This is a genomic window from Naasia sp. SYSU D00948 (assembly GCF_017916515.1).
GTDB lineage: Bacteria > Actinomycetota > Actinomycetes > Actinomycetales > Microbacteriaceae > Naasia.
In genome coordinates, this window is the sequence record NZ_JAFMTA010000001.1 from 620,404 (window position 1) to 637,816 (window position 17,413).

Here is a 17,413-nt window from a genome sequence, read left to right on the forward strand (position 1 = left end):
GGACTGGGCGGCCGCGGTCGGTCACACCGGCTGACCGGCGGCGGGAACGGAGCGGCCGCTAGGTGAGGGGGCGAACGTCGCCGAGCGCGCCGTCGCCGTCGAGCGTGACGAAGCCCGTGTAGCCGGAGGACGCCGCGGAGTCGAGGAGGCCCTTCAGGTTGCGGGGGCGGCGCTCGAGGCGGACGCGCGGCGCCGTCTCCAGGAGCTCGCGCTTGGCCGCGATCAGGCGCTCGGGTGCGGTGTCCGCCGCATGGACGAGGACGACTCCCCCGGTATCCGAGCCGCCGTCCTCGAGGAGGTCGAGGATCCGCTCGAAGCCGATCGAGAAGCCGACCGCCGGGACGTCCGTGCCGAGGAAGCGGCCGATCATCCCGTCGTACCGGCCGCCGCCCGCCACCGAGCTGCCCGAGCCGGGGTGCGCGACCTCGAAGATCGTGCCGGTGTAGTACCCCATGCCGCGCACGAGGGTCGGGTCGAAGACGAGCGCCACGTCGGGCAGCGCCGCCCGCAGGTCGAGAAGGTGCCGGTACGCGTCGACGTCGAGCCACTCGGGCGGCGCGTCCTCGAGCTGCCACCCGGCCGACTCGATGGCGCGCAGCGACTCCGCGATGCCGTCGGTGTGGACTCCGAGCTCGCCGAGCTCCGCGACGACGCCGTCGACGCCCACCTTGTCCAGCTTGTCGATCGTGATCAGCGCACGCTCCCCGAAGTGACCCGGGATGCCCCAGTGCTCGAGCAGGCGGCTCAGGATTCGGCGGTCGTTGAGGCGGACGGTCATTCCGGTGAGACCCACCGCGGTGAGAGCCGCGACCGTGGCCGAGATGAGCTCCAGCTCCGCGAGCGGCCCGGCCTCGCCGAGGATGTCGATATCGCACTGCACGAACTGCCGGTAGCGGCCCTTCTGCGGGCGCTCGGCACGCCAGACCGGTCCGGTCTGCAGGGCGCGGAACACCGTCGGGAGCTCCGCCCGGTGAGACGCGTAGTACCGGGCGAGCGGCACGGTCAGGTCGTAGCGGAGTCCCAGGTCGGCGAGCCGGAGGGCATCACCGGCCGTCGCGGCGTCCTGGAGGTCCTCCGGACCGATGCCGCGCTTGAGCACGCTGTAGGCGAGCTTCTCGTTGTCGCCACCGATGCCCGAGTGCAGGCGCGCGATGTCCTCGAGCGCCGGCGTCTCGATCTCGTCGAACCCGTGCCGGCGGTAGACGTCCTTGATGGTCGCGAGGACCCGCTCCCGGCGGCTCTTCTCGACGGGCAGGAAGTCGCGCATGCCGCGGGGCGGGTTGACGGGGGAAGGCACGACCTCGATTCTCCCATCCGCGCTCGGCTCCCCTTCTCCGCGGTGAGAGGCGGCCCTCGACCCCTAGCGCGGATCAGGAGATCCGACGCCGTTCAGGACGGTCGGCCCGATCCGCGCGCGGATCAGGACGACACGCCGCCGCACCGCGGGCAGGTCCTGATCCGCGCAAACCCCCGGCCCCATTGCGCGGATCAGGAGATCCGACGCCGTTCAGGGCGGTCGGCCCGATCCGCGCGCGGATCAGGACGACACGCCGCGTCACTGCGGGCAGGTCCTGATCCGCGCAATTCCCCGCGCGCGCGGTTGAGGACCACACGCCACCTCCCCGAGGCCGGTCCTGACCCGCGCAAACCCCCGGCCCCCATTGCGCCGATCAGGAGATCCGACGCCGTTCAGGACGATCGGCCCGATCCGCGCGCGGATCAGGACGACACGCCGCGTCAGCGCGGGCAGGTCCTGATCCGCGCAATACCCCGCGCGCGGTTGAGGGAGGGAGCGAATGACTCGCCGCAAGCAAACCGCCATCCGCGCAGCCCGCCTCCCCGCGAGCATCCCTGAACCGCGCAATCCCGCTCAGCGGAGGTTCAGGCCGAGTCGCCCTCGACCTCGCCGGCCTTGATCTCCGCCTCGAGTCCGCGGAGGGTGGTGCGGAGGGCGCGCTCGGCGTCGAGGCCGCGCGCCCGGGACGCCATCACGAGCGCGAGGAGGAGCCCGCCCAGCTCGTCCTCCGACTCGAAGGGCAGCGCCGGGACGTCGCCCGCCGGAAGCATCCCGGACTGCTCCGCCCGGCCGAGGACCTTGTCCGCGAGCGCGAGGGCGGACATCCCGCGCGGGATGCCGTCGAGCACGCTCGCGCGCGACGCCTTCTCCTGGCGCTTCACCTCGAGCCACTGCTGCCGGATCTCGTCGGGCGTCGACGCGTCCGAGTCGCCGAAGACGTGCGGGTGCCGGCGCTTCATCTTCTCGATGGTGACCGCCGCCACGTCCTGGATGTCGAAGCCCTCCTCGGCGGCCGCGATGTCGGCGTGGAACAGCACCTGGTAGAGCACGTCGCCGAGCTCCTCGCGCATCCCGTCGACGTCGCCGGTCTCGATCGCCTCGACGAGCTCGGCGCTCTCCTCGAGCAGGTACGGGACGAGGGAGCGATGGGTCTGCTCGCGATCCCACGCGCACTCGGCGCGCAGCGTGCGCATCACGGAGACGAGGTCGTCGAGGGCCGTCACCCCCTCATCCTCCCCCGTCCCTCGCCGACCTCGAGGTCCGGACGCAGCACGAGGCGGATGCGTCAGCTCGGCGGACGCGCCCGGTAGTGGTAGCGCGCAAGCTCGGCGAAGCCCGCGCCGTCGTAGAGCCCCAGCGCCGCCCCGTTGTCCCGCTCGACCTGCAGGTAGAGGCCGGCGGCCGCGCTGTCGGCGGCCAAGCCGGCGAGCGCGGCCAGCACCCGGCGTCCGACACCCCGGCCCCGGGCGCGCGGCAGGGTGGCCATGCCGAAGACGCCCGCCCACCCGTCGTCGAGGACTGCGCGGCCCACGCCCACGACCTCACCCCGGTCGACCGCGCTTGCGTAGACGCTGCGCCCCGCGACCCGGGACAGCATCCGCTCCTCGGCGGCGACTCCGTCGTGGCGATCGATCGCGTTCCGCGCCTCGAGCCAGGACCGCGACGGGGCGGCGTCGATCCGCACCTCGCCCCCCGCACCGGACTGCGCGACCGCCGCAGCGCAGGCGGTCATCAGCGACAGGGGACCACTCGCGAGGTAGCCCCGCTCGGCGAGCACGTCGTCGAGGCGGGGATCGGCAACCCCGGGCGTGAGCTGGAAGGCCGTCCCCGCCTGGAACCGATCGTAGAAGCGCTCGGCCGCCTCGATCCGCTCCGCGAGCTCTGCGGGCTCGACGGCGCCGTGCGCGAGCACGGTCCCCGTCCACCAGGAGGGACCTCCGGTGTCGCGCAGCCACCAGTCGCCGATCCGCTCGACGTGCTCGGCGGGCTGGGCGCGCGCCGCACGCTCCTGGAGGCCGCGGATCAGATCCAGGTCGTGGCCTTGTCCAGCGACCTGGTTCCCAGAGGGCGTCCCCTCAACCATGGGCAGGACGCCGCGACGGCGCCTCCTCGGTTCCCGGGCACCCGGTCACCGCACGGGGGCGGCGAGCAGGGCGACGGTGTACTGGCCGCCCTTCGTGTCCTGCTCCCCCACGCGCTCGAACCCCAAACGCGAGTGGAACGCGAGCGACTCCGGGTTCGGCGGCTGCAGGTTCACCTCGCAGGTCACCTCGGGCCGGCCGTCCGCCCGGGCCTTGTCGAACACGGCCTCGTAGAGCGCCCGCCCGACTCCGGCGCCGCGGAGGCCGCGGTCGATCACGATGCGGTCGATGTAGAGCGAGGGGCCGCGCTCGGAGAAGAACCGGTAGTTCTCGCTCTCGTAGTCGGCGCCGGGGTCCATCGCGAGCAGGAACCCGACGACGGACCCCTCGTGCTCCGCGACGAGCGACAGGCCCGGGAAGGCGATCAGCCGTCCGAGCTCGGCGACGTCGGCGTTCGGGACGGCGGGATACGCCGCGTTGTTGAGGTCGACGATGCGACTGAGATCGACGGGGCGGACGGGGCGCAGGCGGACGGAAGCCACCGGACGACCCTACCCAGACCGCCAGCTCGTCAGAACCCCGTCGAGGGCCTGCACCATGCGGCGGAAGGAGCTCTCCGGGTCCCTCGACAGAGCGAACCCGCCGCCCTGCTCGAGCAGCACCCATCCGTGCAGGGCGGCCCGCAGGGCCCGGGTCGCATCGATCGCGTCCTCACCCTCGAGCCCGTACCCCCGGAGCGCGGCGAAGACGGTCTGCGCGGCACGCTCGGCGGCCGCCCTGTGCGCCTCGTCGGCCGGAGCCACCTGGGTGAGCGCGTAGCCGCCCGGATGCTCGCGCGCGTACCGGCGGTAGGCGTCGGCGAGCGCGGCGACCGCCTCCGCTCCGGACCGTCCGGCGACCGCCTCCCCGAGCACCCGCGCCAGCTCGTCCGTCGCGGCGACCGCGATGCGGCGGCGGAGATCCTCGAGCCCGCCGACGTGCTTGTAGAGGCTCGGCAGCGCGACGCCGAGACGCGCGGCCAGCGCCGCCAGCGTCAGCCGGTCGGCGCCCACCTCGTCCGCGAGCCGGCCGGCCTGCTCCACGACGACGGCGGGACTGAGCCCCGCCCTAGGCAACGGCCGTGGCCCGGCGGGCGAACGCCACGACCGCGGGGTTCACCTGGTCCGCGGAGTCGACCATCGGGTAGTGCCCGGCGCCCTCGACGACGAGCACCTCGGCCTTCAGCCGCTCGCCGATCCAGGCCGCCTCGGCGGCCGGATCCTTCCAGTCCCGGTCCGCGCTGCCCATGACGACGAGGGCGGGAGCGGCCACCCGCTCGAGCGCGCGCTCGGCGGGCTCATGCGTGGTCTTCGTCGTGCGCGAGAACGAGCGCCAGTGCCGGGCCAGGCTGCGCGCCATCGCCTCCTCGTGCTGCTCCTGATCGGCGGGACGGCGGGTCGGGAACAGCGACCGGTAGTAGGACCGCCACACCGCCGGCCCCCACGGCTTCAGCAGCGCCGCCCGGAAGAGCAGCCCCGAGAGGCGGGACGACGGCGGGTTTCGCACGAAGGGGCCGAGCAGGACGAGCCCGGTCACGGCCTCCGGCCGCTCGGCCGCCGCGAGCACGGCCGCTCCGGCTCCCATCGAGCTGCCGATCACGATCGCCGGTCCGCCGAGCTTCGCGATCACCGAGAGCGCGTCGCGGGCAGCGGCCTCGTCGTCGAAGGCGTCGAAGCCGTCGTCGCTGTCGCCGTGACCGCGGAGGTCGAAGGCGGCCACGCGGAACCCGGCGCCGACGAGAGCGGGGACGAGGAAGCGATACGAGCTGCGCAGCTCTCCCATCCCCGGGATGCAGACGACGAGCGGACCCTCGCCGCTCACCTCGACCGCGATGCTGCGGCCGGCGGTTCCGATCTGGCTAACTGTCATAGCCGCGAAGCTACTCTTATTAGCCGGAAGGGTCAATGGGCTACTCTGGACGGAGGGGAGCCGGGAAGTCTGGTCGGCGCTCGTCCGCCGACCCATTGCGAGGCCCCGTGCACATCTTCCGCTCCGAGCGCTACGCCGCCGCGATGCTCCTCGGGGCCGCGGCGCTCGCCCTGCTCCTCGCCAACCTGCCCTTCGGATCCGCCCTCATCGGTCTCCGCGATGCGCATCTGGAGCTCCCGGCCCTCGGCCTCGACCTCTCGATCGGGCACTGGATCAGCGACGGTCTGCTCGCGGTGTTCTTCTTCCTCGTCGCGATCGAGCTCCGACACGAGCTGACGAAGGGCGAGCTCAACTCGCTCACCCACGCGCTCGTGCCCGCCATCGCCGCGGTCGGGGGCGTCGTCGCACCGGCCGCCCTCTACCTGGCCTTCACCGCGGGAAGCGGGCTCGCGGAGGGATGGCCCATCCCGACGGCGACGGACATCGCCTTCGCGCTCGGCGTCCTCGCCATCTTCGGGTCGCGCCTGCCGGCTCGCGTCCGCGCCTTCCTGCTGGCCCTCGCGATCCTCGACGACCTGATCGCGATCCTGATCATCGCGGTGTTCTTCACGCGGGACCCGAGCCCGCTGCTCCTGCTCGCGGCCGTCATCCCGGTCGCGGCGTTCTGGCTGCTCGGCAGACTGGCGGGCGGGCGCTTGCGGCTTCCGATCGGGGCGGCGATGGTGCTCGTCGCGCTGGTCGCCTGGTACTTCGTCTACAGCTCCGGCGTGCATGCGACGATCGCCGGCGTCGCCCTCGGGCTCGTGCTGAAGCCCGACGTGGCGCACCGGGTGCACCGCGCGATCGAGCCGTACTCGAACGGGCTGATCCTGCCGGTGTTCGCGTTCTCCGCCGCTCTCGTCGCCATCCCGCAGGTGAGTCTCGCCGAGCTCTCGGCGCCGTTCTGGGGCATTCTCGTCGGCCTGCCGGTCGGCAAGCTGCTCGGCATCACCGTCGCCGGCGCGATCGCGCTCCATTTCGCCCGCCGCAGCGGTGGGACGCTCCTCAAGATCCGGGAGATCGTCGTGGTCGCGGCGCTCGGCGGCATCGGCTTCACCGTGTCGCTCCTGATGAACGAGCTGGCCTTCGCCGGTCAGGAGCTCGTCCGCGACGAGGGAACTCTCGCGGTGCTGCTCGGTTCGGCGATCGCGATCGTCGTGTCGGCGTTCGTCGTCAGGTCCGCCGCGCGGCGGACGGACCCAGCCGACGAGGCGCAGGAGGAGGACGTCCGCGAGCCGATCGTCTGATCGGCCCGCGCTCTCGTCAGCGTTCCGTCGGCCCTCGTCAGCTCGAGGCCGCGACGGGCTCCGAGACGAAGATCGCCTGCAGCAGCTCGCCGACCCACGCGATGAGCTCGGGGTCGGCCGGCAGCGCGCCGTCCCGCTCGGGAAGCGGCACGAGGATCGCGCTGCCCTGCGCGAGGATCCGGGACTTCGGGTACATCCGCTGCAGCCGCACCTGCCGCGAGTCGGGGATCGAGGCCGGCGCGATTCGCAGGTTCTGCCCCATCACCACGACCTCGGAGAGCCCGGCACGCTGCGCGGTCCGCCGCAGGCGGGAGACCGCGAGCAGGTTCTGCACCTCCGCGGGCGGCTCGCCGTACCGATCGGTGAGCTCCTCGCGGACGAGGTCGAGGGCGTCGTCGGCCGCGGTGGGGCCGCTGGCGGCGGACAGCTTCTGGTACGCCTCCAGCCGCAGGCGCTCGCTGTCGACGTAGCTCTCCGGGATCCGCGCGTCGACGGGCAGCTCCAGGCGCAGCTCGGTCTGCCCCTCGGCGACCTCGCCGCGGAAGGTGCTCACCGCCTCGCCGATCATCCGCAGGTAGAGGTCGAAGCCGACCCCGGCGATGTGCCCGGACTGCTCGCCGCCGAGCAGGTTGCCCGCGCCGCGGATCTCGAGGTCCTTGAGCGCGACCTGCATGCCGGACCCGAGGTCGTTGTTCGCGGCGATCGTCGCGAGCCGGTCGTGCGCGGTCTCGGACAGCGGCTTCGTCTCGTCCCAGAGGAAGTACGCATAGGCGCGCTCCCGCCCGCGCCCCACGCGTCCGCGCAGCTGGTGCAGCTGGCTCAGGCCGTACTTGTCCGCCCGGTCGATGATCAGCGTGTTCGCGTTGGGGATGTCGAGGCCGGTCTCGATGATCGTCGTCGAGACGAGGACGTCGAACCTCCGCTCCCAGAAGTCCACCATCACCTTCTCGAGCGTGGCCTCGTTCATCTGCCCGTGGGCGACGGCGATGCGCGCCTCCGGCACGAGCTCGGCGAGCTTCGCCGCGAGCCGGTTGATGCTCGACACCCGGTTGTGGACGTAGAACACCTGGCCCTCGCGGAGGAGCTCCCGCCGGATGGCCGCGGCGACCTGCTTGTCGGAGTACGGGCCGACGAAGGTGAGGATCGGGTGCCGGTCCTCGGGGGGCGTTGCGAGCGTCGACATCTCGCGGATGCCGGTGACGGCCATCTCGAGGGTGCGCGGGATGGGCGTCGCGCTCATCGCGAGGATGTCGACGTTGGTCTTGAGCTTCTTGAGCTGGTCCTTGTGCTCGACGCCGAAGCGCTGCTCCTCGTCGATGATGACGAGACCGAGGTCCTTGAACTTGATCCCGTCGGTCAGGATCCGGTGCGTGCCGATGACGACGTCGACGGTGCCGCCCTCGAGGCCCTTGATGATCTCCTTGGCCTCCTTGTCCGTCTGGAAGCGGCTCAGGGCGCGCAGCTGGACGGGGAACCCCGCGAAGCGCTCGGAGAAGGTCTCGAGGTGCTGGCGCACGAGCAGCGTCGTGGGCACGAGGACCGCCACCTGCTTGCCGTCCTGCACCGCCTTGAACGCGGCGCGGATCGCGACCTCGGTCTTCCCGAACCCCACGTCGCCGGCGATGAGGCGGTCCATCGGGATCGGCCGCTCCATGTCGGCCTTGACCTCGTCGATGGTCGTGAGCTGGTCGGGCGTCTCCGCGTACGGGAAGGCCTCCTCGAGCTCGCGCTGCCAGGGGGTGTCCGGCGAGAACGCGTGGCCCTTGGACGCCATGCGGGCGGAGTACAGCTTGACGAGCTCGACCGCGATGTCGCGGACGGCCTTCCGCGCCCGGCCCTTGGCGGCGGCCCAGTCGGAGCCGCCCATCTTGGACAGCTGGGGGGCCTCGCCGCCGACGTAGCGTGTGAGGAGGTCGAGCTGATCGGTCGGGACGTAGAGCTTGTCGCCCGGGTAGCCGCGCTTGGACGGGGCGTACTCGAGCACGAGGAACTCGCGGGTGGTCTTGACCGCGTTGCGGCCGCCGGTGCTCACCTCCCGGGACACGAGCTCGAGGAAGCGGCCGATGCCGTGGGTCTCGTGGACGACGTGGTCGCCGGGCTTCAGCTGCAGCGGGTCGACGACGTTCTTCCGGCGGCTCGCGAGCTTCTTGACCTGTCGGGAGTCGTAGCCGGAGGCGCGACCGAAGAACTCGCGCTCGCTGATCAGCGCGATCTTCGACTCGGCCTGCTCGAAGCCGACGTCGATCCCGGCCTGGAGGAGGTAGGCGACGCCCGGCTCGGGGTCCGCGGGGAACGCGTCCGCGATCCGGCCGGCGAGCTCGTGCTCCGCGAGGACGTCGCGGCTGCGCTCCAGCATCCCGTGGCCCGCCGCGCCGACGGCGAGGGACCAGCCGGCACCGAGAAGGGCGGCGACGTGGTCGAGCGCGTGCTCGCCCTGGATGGCGGGCACCGCCTCCCCGCGCACCCGCACGTACTCCGCCTGGTCGACGGCCGCCGCGTCGTCGTCGTCGTCGGGGCCCGCCTGGAAGGAGGTGAAGGTCCACCAGGGCCGGCCGTCGGCGGTCGCGTGCAGCTGATTCAGGGTCAGGAAGTCGCCGGCGGCGAGGTCGATGGGCGCCTGCGCGCCCTGCGTGGCCGCGGTCCATGCGGCGGTCAGGAACTCCCGGTTCGTCTCGGCCAGGTCGACGGCCCGGCTCGCGACCCGCTCGGGGGCGAGGACGGCGACCGCGCAGCCGGCGGGCAGGTACTCGGTGACGGGGACGAGGCGCTCGACCAGTGCGGGCGTCAGGGACTCCATGCCTTCGACCGGGATGCCCTCTGCGAGCTTGGCGAGCATCCCGGCGAGGCCCGGGAACTCGTGCTGCATCTCGGCCGCGCGCTGGCGGACGGCGGGCCCGAGGAGCAGCTCGCGGGAGGCGGGCAGCTCGACGGTGCGGACCTCGTCGGGCAGCGACCGCTGGTCGGCCACCGAGAAGAGGCGCATCGCGTCGACCTCGTCGCCGAAGAAGTCGACTCGGACCGGATGCTCCGCGGTCGGCGGGAAGACGTCGAGGATGCCGCCGCGCACGGCGAACTCGCCGCGCCGCGTGACCATGTCCACGCGGTGGTAGGCCAGCTGCGGAAGGCGTTCGGCGAGCTCGGTGAGGCCGGTCCCCCGTCCGCCGAGGGTGAGGACGATGGGCTCGAGGTCCGCGAGGTCGGACGCGAGCGGCTGCAGGGCCGCACGGACGGCGCCGACGACGATCAGCGGGCGCGCGCCGTCCCAGGTCCGGAGGCGGCGCAGGGCGTGGATCCGCTTGCCGACGGTCTCCGCGCTCGGGCTGAGCCGCTCGTGCGGCAGCGTCTCCCAGGCGGGGAACTCGAGGATCTCGGCCTCGGGCACGAGGCAGCCGAGCGCGGTGCGCAGCGCCTCGGCCTCGCGTCCGGTGGGCGTGATGGCGAAGAGCGCGGCGGGTTCGCCGGCCTCGGCGCGCGCCTCGAGGAGGGCGGCGAGGAGCGCCGGCTGGAGGCCGGCGGTGACGGAGAAGTCGGCCTCACGCCGGGCCCAGCGGAGGGCGTCGGCGAAGGACGAAGCACGGGTGAGGGCGCGGGTGAGCCCGGAAAGTGTCACTCGTCCGATTCTACCGGCGGCCCCTGGCGGCGGCTCGGCGTCCGCCCTGGGCTTACCGCCCCCGCTGCGGGCTTCCTCGAGATGCCACTTGGTGCCCCCATCCGCGCGGAATGACGACACCAGGTGGCATCTCGACGGAGGAGAGAGGGGCTCAGGACGGAGCGTGGAACTTCTGCTGCGCCGCCGTCAGGCCCTCGGCCGCGATCTGCTGCACCGCATCCGCCGCGTCCTCGAGGAGCGACGGCAGCACCTCGCGCTCGGCGGACGCGAAGTCCTTGAGCACGTAGTCGGCGGCCGGCTGGCGGCCCGGGGGCCGTCCGATCCCGACTCGGACCCGGGTGAAGGCACCCGTTCCCAGCGCAGCGATGATGTCGCGGATGCCGTTGTGCCCGCCGTGGCCGCCGCCGAACTTGAGACGCACGGTGTCGAACGGGATGTCGAGCTCGTCGTGCACGACGATCAGCCGGTCGGGCTCCAGCGAGTAGAACTGCAGGAGCTGCGCGACCGGCGAGCCGGACACGTTCATGAACGTGTTCGGCTTCGCCAGCACGAGCCGCGGACCGGCCGGGAAGCTGCGCCCCTCGGCCACGGCCGCGTTCGTCTTGTGCGACTTGAACCGCGCGTCGATCCGGTCAGCGAGGGTGGCGAGCACCATCTGACCGACGTTGTGCCGGTTGCCGGCGTACCCGGACCCGGGGTTGCCGAGACCGACGACCAGCCACGGATCGTCCACAGATTGAGACGGGGTCAGCCGTTGTCGGCCGCCGTGGCGGCCTCGGCCGGCTCCTCCGCACCCGCGGGCTCCTCGGCCGTCTCACCGAGGTCCGCCGCCTGCTGCGCGCTGATCGCGACGACGAGGAGCTCGGGGTCCGACGCGAGCTTCGACCCCTGCGGAAGCGTGAGGTCGGCGGCCGTGATGTGCGTCCCGGCCTGGAGGCCCTCGACGTCGACCGTGATGCGCTCGGGGATGTGCGTGGCCTCGGCCTCGAGGTTCACGGTCGTGGCGTCGAGCGCGACGATCGTGCCCTCGGCGGACTCGCCCTCGACGTGCACCGGCACCTCGACGCTGACGCGCTCGCCGCTCCGGACGACGACGAGGTCGAGGTGCTCGACGATCTGGCGCACCGGATCCTTCTGGACGTCCTTGACGAGCGCGAGCTGGCTGCGTCCCTCGATGTCGAGCTCGAGGACGGCGTTCGCACGGCGGATGATGAGGGAGACCTCGTGACCGGGCAGCGCGACGTGCTGCGGGTCGGAGCCGTGGCCGTAGATGACGGCGGGGATCTTGCCCTGGGCACGCAGCTTGCGCGCCGCGCCCTTGCCGAAGCTGCTTCGAAGCTCAGCCTTGATCTGGTTGTCGGCCATGGTGATGCTCTCCTCGCGGGCCGCTCGGCCCAAGTCTCGTGGTCGGGCGCCATGGCCCGGGGTCTGTCGTGCTCGACTCGGGCGCGCGCAGAGCGGAAGGAAGAGCCGCAGCCATCCACCGCGTCGATCACGGATGCGGGTCGCATCCCTCGCCGAAGTCCAGTCGGCAAGTTTACCGCACCGGCGGGAGGGCCGCGACGGCGGCCTCGACCAGCTCCTCGGGCCTCAGTGCGATATCGAGGACGATGCCCGCCTCGTCGTCCTGCAGCGGCTCGAGGGTCTCGAGCTGCGAGTCGAGCAGCGTGGTGGGCATGAAGTGCCCCTCGCGGTGCCCGAGCCGATCCGCGAGCAGCTCCTTGGTCCCGTGCAGGTGCACGAAGAACACCGGACCAGCGGCCGCCTCGCGCAGCGCGTCCCGGTACACGCGACGCAGCGCAGAGCACGCGACGACGATCGATCGGCCGCCGTCGGTCTCGGCCTTCATCGCGGCACCCACCAAGCCGAGCCAGGGCCAGCGGTCCTCGTCCACGAGGGGCGTCCCGGCCGCCATCTTCGCCTTGTTCGCGGCCGGATGGAGGTCGTCGGCGTCGAGGAAGTCGACCTCGAGCCTGCGCGCCAGGAGGTCCCCGACCGTGGACTTGCCACAGCCGGAGACCCCCATGACGACGATCGCGAGCGGCTGCACGCCTCGAGCCTATAGAGCGACGGGCGCTAGATGGCCGACCAGCCGCCGTCCGAGGGCAGGATGGCGCCGCTCACGTTCACGCCGTCGTCGCTGAGCAGGAACGTGATGGATGCGGCGAGCTGGTCCGGCAGGACCGGGGTCGGCAGCACGGTCATCGCCTGCTGGACGCGCTGGGCGCCGAGCTCGGAGGCGAACTTCGCCTCGATGTTCGTGATCACCGGTCCCGGAGCGACGGCGTTCACGCGGATGCCACTCGGCGTGTACATGAACGCGCTGCTCTTGGTGAGGCCGACCACCGCATGCTTCGAGGCGGTGTACGCCGCGCCGGCCGCAGACCCGCGCAGCCCCGCCTCGGACGAGACGTTCACGATCGAGCCCTTGCCGCGCGCGAGCATCCCGGGGACGACGGCCCGCATGAGCTTCATGGTGCCGGTCACGTTGACGGCGAACACCCGCTCCCAGATCCTGTCGGTCACCTCGTGCACGGGCGTCATGTCGTCCATGATCCCCGCGACGTTCGCGAGCCCGTCGATCTGTCCACCGGCCGCCTCGACGATCGCCGCGACGGACGCATCGTCGGTGATGTCGCCGGCGACCGCCACGATGTCCGCGTCGGCGATCGAGCCGGCGAACTCGTCGAGGCGCTCCTGCGAGATGTCGACGGCGATGACGCGGCCGCCCTCGCGGGCGATCCGGGATGCGGTGGCGCGGCCGATGCCGGAGCCGGCTCCGGTCACGATGACGGTCTGGCCCGTGAAGCGTCCGGGCGTGATCCTCTCGGCCCACTCCGGCGCCGCGGCCGCCGCCGAGGCGTCCTCGAACTCGTCGACGTCGTCGCCGGACTCGGCACGGACGCGCTCGACGAGCCCCTCGATCACCTCGTCGCTCATCGCGCCGCCGCTCATGGCGACGAGCTGCTTGATTGCGAGCGGCCGGACGGGGGCGAGCGCCTCGGGAGTCTGCCCGGCCTGCGCGAGCAGCTCGCGGATGACCTGACCGCCGACCGGGTGGTCGAGCCAGGCGCCGATCGACGAGTCGCGGGTGAGTGATGCCATGTGTTCTTCCTCCATCGGGATAACCGGACAACCTTGTCCGGTTCTACGCTATACCGGTGGCGGAGAGGGCGAAAGCGAATCGGGGGCCGAGCGCCGGCCCCGAGAACCGGCGAGCCCTGATCGGCGCGGCGCGCGAGGTTTTCGCCGAGTTCGGCTACTCGGCGCCCCTGAGCGCGGTGGCGCGACGTGCGGGCGTCGGGCAGGGCAGCCTCTACCGGCACTTCCCGGATCGGATCTCGCTCGCGGTCGCGGTTTTCGACGAGAACCTGGACGCCATCGAGGCGCTGGTCGCGGGCGCTGACTCGACCCTGGACGACCTGCTGGACCTTGCAGGCGAGCAGGCGATGGTCGGCACGGCGTTCGTCGATCTGGTCGGTGAACACCAGCACGATCCGCGCGTGGAGGCGCTGGGCGCCCGGGTCGGAATACTCGTCGCACGCCTGCTCGAGCGCGAGCAGAGGGCCGGTCGCGTCTCCCAGGACATCACGACGGATGACGTCGAACTCGCCCTCTTCATGCTCGCCGGAACCCTGTCCAGGTCGGACCCGGACCAGCGACCGGACGTCGCCCGCCGGGCGAAGGCGCTCTTCCACGCCGCGTTCGCGCCGGCCGACGAGCGCACGCCCTGAACGTGACCTGTCAGCGGACAGCGACCCCTGCAAGCCGGGGCAGGACGCGGTCCACGATCTCCTGCGGCGGCCGCCCGATGTCGACCATCATGCCGCCCTCGTCCGGCTCCAGCGGTTCCAGCGTGGCGAGCTGCGAGTCGAGCAGACCGACCGGCATGAAATGCCCGGCCCTGCCGCCCAGGCGACCGGCCAAGAGGTGCCGGCTGCCGTGCAGATGGACGAAGAACACCGGCCCCGCTGCGGCATCCCGGAGCGCATCCCGGTAGACCCGCCGCAGTGCCGAGCAGGCGACGACGATCCCCTGACCGGCCGCAGTCTCCCTCCTGATGGAGGCCCCGACGTCGGCGAGCCAGGGCCAGCGGTCGGCGTCGACGAGCGGCCGGCCGCTCGCCATCTTCGCCTTGTTCTCCGCCGAGTGCAGGTCATCGGCATCCCGGAAGCGCACAGCGATCCGCGCTGCCAGGAGCTCCCCCACGGTCGACTTGCCACACCCCGACACACCCATCACGACGACCGCCGCCGGCGCAGCATCAGCAGGACTCACAGGCGTGATGCTAGACCGTTTGGCAATCGGTTGCATAGACCGATCGTGACGGGCAGTATGGCGTCGGCAGGTCCGCCGCCGGGCGGGCACGGACGTGAGGGAGAACAGATGGACGACGCGGTCCAGTGGGCAGTCGTGGGCACGGGGAAGATCTCGCGATCGGTCCTGCCGGACCTCCTCCTGAGCGGAGACGCCCACGTGCGCACGGTGTACAGCCGGAGCTCGGACAAGGCGGAGTCCTTCGCTGCTGAGTACGGCGTCGGGCAGTGGACGAGCGACTACGACGCCCTCCTCGCCGACCCGGCCGTTCAGGCCGTCTACCTCGCCACCCCCTTCGCCATCCACCACGCGATGACTCGCGCCGCGCTCGAGGCCGGGAAACACGTCCTCGTCGAGAAGCCCATCGCACTGACCGCCGCGGAGGTCGGCGACCTGTTCGCCCTGGCACGCTCGCGCGGCCTCTTCCTGATGGAGGCCATGTGGATGAAGTTCAATCCCGCGTTCCGGCACCTCCTCGAGCTCCTAGCGACGGGGCGCATCGGCGAGCCCCGGAATCTGCGGGCCGGTTTCGGCCTCCCTTTCCCCACCGACGGCGGAAGCAGGTGGGACCTCGCCCGGAGCGGCAGCACGCTTCTCGACCAGGGCATCTATCCCGTGACGTTCGCGCACGCGGTGTTCGGCGAGCCGGAGTCGGTGTACGCCCGCGGAAGCGTGCGACCGGACGGCCTCGACCTCGCCGAGCACTTCACCCTGGAGTACTCGGACGGCCGATTCGCGCAGTGCGCCAGCTCGATGGTCGACTTCGCCGACCCCACCGCCTCCGTCAGCGGAAGACTCGGCTGGATCAGCATCCCGGGTCTCTTCTGGACGTCCACCTCGCTGCGGGTCCACGCCGACGGATGGGACGCCATGGTCGCCAACCCTCACCCGGTCGACTTCCCGAAGGAGGGCAACGGCTACGTGCCGATGCTCCGCGCGGTCGGCCAGGCGATCCGCGAAGGACGGACCGAGCATCCGCTCCACACCGGCGCGGACACCGAGGCCGTCTTCCGAACGATGGACGCGATCCGTGCACAGCTCGCGGCACAGCGGATCGCGGTGGGCGCGTGAAGGTCGCCTAGAGGCGGGCGACCTGCGCGCGGATCTCGTCCATCACCGCGGTCACCGACATGGTGTCCGCGAGAGGGTGAGTCGGATGCTCTCCGGCGCCGTTCAGGATCGCCTCCCCGGCGGCTCGGAGCATCGGCGCGTAGCCGTTGCCTTCGACCGCCACCTCCAGGGTTCGAGGCCAGCTGAGCGCCTGCCACACCGACCCCGACCGGACGGTCGAGGAGGATGCAGCCCAGAACGGCGCCGGGATCTGCACCCAGCCTCCGGTGCCGCTGACCGACGCGGACGGATCGATGTACTCGGTTCTGGACGCCGCGACGTAGGCGGTGCGCCCGCCGCCGTAGTCGAGGAGCACGTGGACGGCGCTGTCGAGCCCATCGGTTCCCACCACGCCGCGTGCCACGACCTCCTGCGGCTCGCCGAAGACCTTTTGGGCGAGAGTCAGCGGGTAGACGCCGCGGTCGAGGACCGCGCTGAACGGCTCCGGCCCACGTGCAGAGGAGGGCGGGAACCCGAAGGATGCCCGGACACTCCGGACCTCCCCGATCTCGCCGCCGGTGAGAGCCTCCATCAGCCGCGGGAACAGCGGACTGAACTTGGTCCACATCGCCTCCATCGCGAAGAGACCGGACCTCCGGGCGGCGTCCGAGATCTTCTCCACCTCGCGGACGTCGAGTCCGAGCGGCTTCTCCACGAGGATGTGCTTCCCAGCGGCGAGCGCCTGCATCGCCATGCGCGCGTGAGTGGCCGAGGGAGTGGCGAGGTACACCGCGTCGACATCCGGGTCAAGCAGCAGGCTCATGTAGTCGCCATAGGCGCGCTCGACCCCAAACTCCTCCGCGAACGCCTCTGCCGCCGAATGGGCACGTGAGGCGACGGCGAAGCGCGCGGCATTGCCCGCGAGCTCGAAGTCGGGCGTCACGCGGCGGGCGATCCCACCGGTGCCGACGATGCCCCAGCGGACGCTGTCGCGCTCCCTCACCGCTCCGCTCCGCTCCGGAGGTCCTGGCTCGCGCTGCCCACCTCAGGCGGTGTCGCCGCCGTCGGCGAGCAGGGTGCTGCCGGTCATGAACATGGCGAGGTCGCTCGCGCAGAAGAGGACCACCCGGGCGATGTCGTCGGGGGTGCCCGTCCGTCCGATCGGGCTGGTCATCATCAGGGCCATCTTCGAGACGTCGATGTCGCCGCCCGCCATAACGGCCGCTGCAGCGATGTTGCCCTCCGTTGGCACGTAGCTCGGAGCGACCCCGAGCACCCGGATGCCCTGGGGAGCGAGCTCGAGCGCGAGCTGCCGCGTCAGTCCGCGGACGGCGTGCTTCGAGCCCACGTAGGCGGCGAGGCCCGGGGCGCTTCCCCGGAACCCTGCGGTGGACACGACATTGACGATCACCCCACCGCTGCCGGCCTCCGTCATGCGGCGCGCGGCCTCCCGCGCCCCGGCGAAGGTTCCGCGCGCGTTCACGTCGAACACGTCGTTCCACGTGGAGTCCGACATCTCGAGCAGCGGCACGCTGGGGAAGATCCCGGCGTTGTTCACCCAGATGTCCATGCCGCCAAGCTCCTCGACCGCACGGGCAGCGGCAGCGGCGACCGTCGCGCTGTCCGTCACGTCCATCCGGCTGCCGATCGCCGCGACTCCGTGCCGCTCTGCGATCTCACGGGCGGAGGCGTCAGCGAGCTCGCCGTCGACGTCGCCGAGCAGCACATCCGCGCCCGCCTCGGCGAGGCGGAGTGCGATCGCCTTCCCCAGACCGCGGCCACCTCCGGTGACGACGGCGCGCCGACCGGCGAGCGAGAGGAGCTCGGGCAGCGTTCGGGCGGAGACGTCGGGCATGGCCATGTT

General features: G+C 72.0%; 17 protein-coding genes. 3 read left to right on the top strand and 14 right to left on the bottom strand.

The genetic code is table 11. The features are described from left to right. Positions 1–58 precede the first annotated feature (58 nt). From hisS to J3P30_RS02930, 6 genes are all read right to left on the bottom strand, one after another. Complete coding sequence (gene hisS / locus J3P30_RS02905) at positions 59–1,297, bottom strand: histidine--tRNA ligase (protein WP_210479439.1); 1,239 nt, start codon at positions 1,295–1,297, stop codon at positions 59–61. A gap of 584 nt (positions 1,298–1,881) precedes the next feature. Further along, entirely contained in the window at positions 1,882–2,520 is a 639-nt protein-coding gene (locus J3P30_RS02910; protein ID WP_307807376.1) for a MazG family protein, read from the bottom strand. 62 nt (positions 2,521–2,582) lie between these two features. Further along, complete coding sequence (locus J3P30_RS02915; RefSeq protein WP_210479440.1) at positions 2,583–3,380, bottom strand: GNAT family N-acetyltransferase; 798 nt, start codon at positions 3,378–3,380, stop codon at positions 2,583–2,585. A gap of 45 nt (positions 3,381–3,425) precedes the next feature. Then, on the bottom strand, positions 3,426–3,920 hold the full coding sequence (locus J3P30_RS02920; protein ID WP_307807377.1) for a GNAT family N-acetyltransferase: 495 nt from the start codon (positions 3,918–3,920) through the stop codon (positions 3,426–3,428). A 9-nt stretch (positions 3,921–3,929) separates the two neighbouring features. After that, on the bottom strand, positions 3,930–4,493 hold the full coding sequence (locus J3P30_RS02925; protein WP_210479441.1) for a TetR-like C-terminal domain-containing protein: 564 nt from the start codon (positions 4,491–4,493) through the stop codon (positions 3,930–3,932). Continuing rightward, positions 4,486–5,286, bottom strand: a complete 801-nt coding sequence (locus J3P30_RS02930) for an alpha/beta fold hydrolase (protein WP_246852695.1) — start codon at positions 5,284–5,286, stop codon at positions 4,486–4,488. The genes J3P30_RS02925 and J3P30_RS02930 overlap by 8 nt, the downstream gene beginning before the upstream one ends. Before the next feature lie 107 nt (positions 5,287–5,393). Between J3P30_RS02930 and J3P30_RS02935 the strand changes: the two genes are divergently transcribed. After that, complete coding sequence (locus tag J3P30_RS02935) at positions 5,394–6,572, top strand: Na+/H+ antiporter NhaA (RefSeq protein WP_210479442.1); 1,179 nt, start codon at positions 5,394–5,396, stop codon at positions 6,570–6,572. A 37-nt stretch (positions 6,573–6,609) separates the two neighbouring features. Here J3P30_RS02935 and mfd read toward each other — a convergent pair whose 3' ends face one another. The 5 genes from mfd to J3P30_RS02960 all read right to left on the bottom strand — a co-directional run bounded on the left by mfd (position 6,610) and on the right by J3P30_RS02960 (position 13,287). Continuing rightward, positions 6,610–10,182, bottom strand: coding sequence for a transcription-repair coupling factor (gene mfd / locus J3P30_RS02940; RefSeq protein WP_210479443.1), 3,573 nt, complete (start codon positions 10,180–10,182; stop codon positions 6,610–6,612). Between the two features lie 151 nt (positions 10,183–10,333). Next, entirely contained in the window at positions 10,334–10,915 is a 582-nt protein-coding gene (gene pth, locus J3P30_RS02945) for an aminoacyl-tRNA hydrolase (RefSeq protein ID WP_210479444.1), read from the bottom strand. A gap of 14 nt (positions 10,916–10,929) precedes the next feature. After that, positions 10,930–11,547 carry a 50S ribosomal protein L25/general stress protein Ctc gene (locus J3P30_RS02950; RefSeq protein ID WP_210479445.1) on the bottom strand — a complete coding sequence of 206 codons (618 nt, stop codon included), beginning with the start codon at positions 11,545–11,547 and terminating at the stop codon, positions 10,930–10,932. 172 nt (positions 11,548–11,719) lie between these two features. Next, positions 11,720–12,232: a gluconokinase gene (locus tag J3P30_RS02955; protein WP_307807378.1), complete on the bottom strand. Its 513-nt coding sequence runs from the start codon at positions 12,230–12,232 to the stop codon at positions 11,720–11,722. A 26-nt stretch (positions 12,233–12,258) separates the two neighbouring features. Next, positions 12,259–13,287: an SDR family NAD(P)-dependent oxidoreductase gene (locus J3P30_RS02960; RefSeq protein ID WP_210479446.1), complete on the bottom strand. Its 1,029-nt coding sequence runs from the start codon at positions 13,285–13,287 to the stop codon at positions 12,259–12,261. 56 nt (positions 13,288–13,343) lie between these two features. Here J3P30_RS02960 and J3P30_RS02965 point away from each other — a divergent pair, with 56 nt between their 5' ends. Next, entirely contained in the window at positions 13,344–13,916 is a 573-nt protein-coding gene (locus J3P30_RS02965; protein WP_307807379.1) for a helix-turn-helix domain-containing protein, read from the top strand. A gap of 10 nt (positions 13,917–13,926) precedes the next feature. Here J3P30_RS02965 and J3P30_RS02970 read toward each other — a convergent pair whose 3' ends face one another. Further along, the gene (locus tag J3P30_RS02970; RefSeq protein WP_307807380.1) at positions 13,927–14,460 is read right to left on the bottom strand and encodes a gluconokinase; all 534 of its coding nucleotides are present in this window, start codon (positions 14,458–14,460) and stop codon (positions 13,927–13,929) included. A gap of 108 nt (positions 14,461–14,568) precedes the next feature. Between J3P30_RS02970 and J3P30_RS02975 the strand changes: the two genes are divergently transcribed. Next, complete coding sequence (locus J3P30_RS02975; protein ID WP_210479448.1) at positions 14,569–15,570, top strand: Gfo/Idh/MocA family protein; 1,002 nt, start codon at positions 14,569–14,571, stop codon at positions 15,568–15,570. 7 nt (positions 15,571–15,577) lie between these two features. Here the strand turns inward: J3P30_RS02975 and J3P30_RS02980 are convergent, their stop codons facing one another. After that, positions 15,578–16,552 (bottom strand): Gfo/Idh/MocA family protein, encoded by a 975-nt coding sequence (locus J3P30_RS02980; protein ID WP_210479449.1) that lies wholly within the window; start codon positions 16,550–16,552, stop codon positions 15,578–15,580. Between the two features lie 42 nt (positions 16,553–16,594). Beyond that, positions 16,595–17,410, bottom strand: coding sequence for an SDR family NAD(P)-dependent oxidoreductase (locus J3P30_RS02985; RefSeq protein WP_210479450.1), 816 nt, complete (start codon positions 17,408–17,410; stop codon positions 16,595–16,597). Positions 17,411–17,413 lie beyond the last annotated feature (3 nt).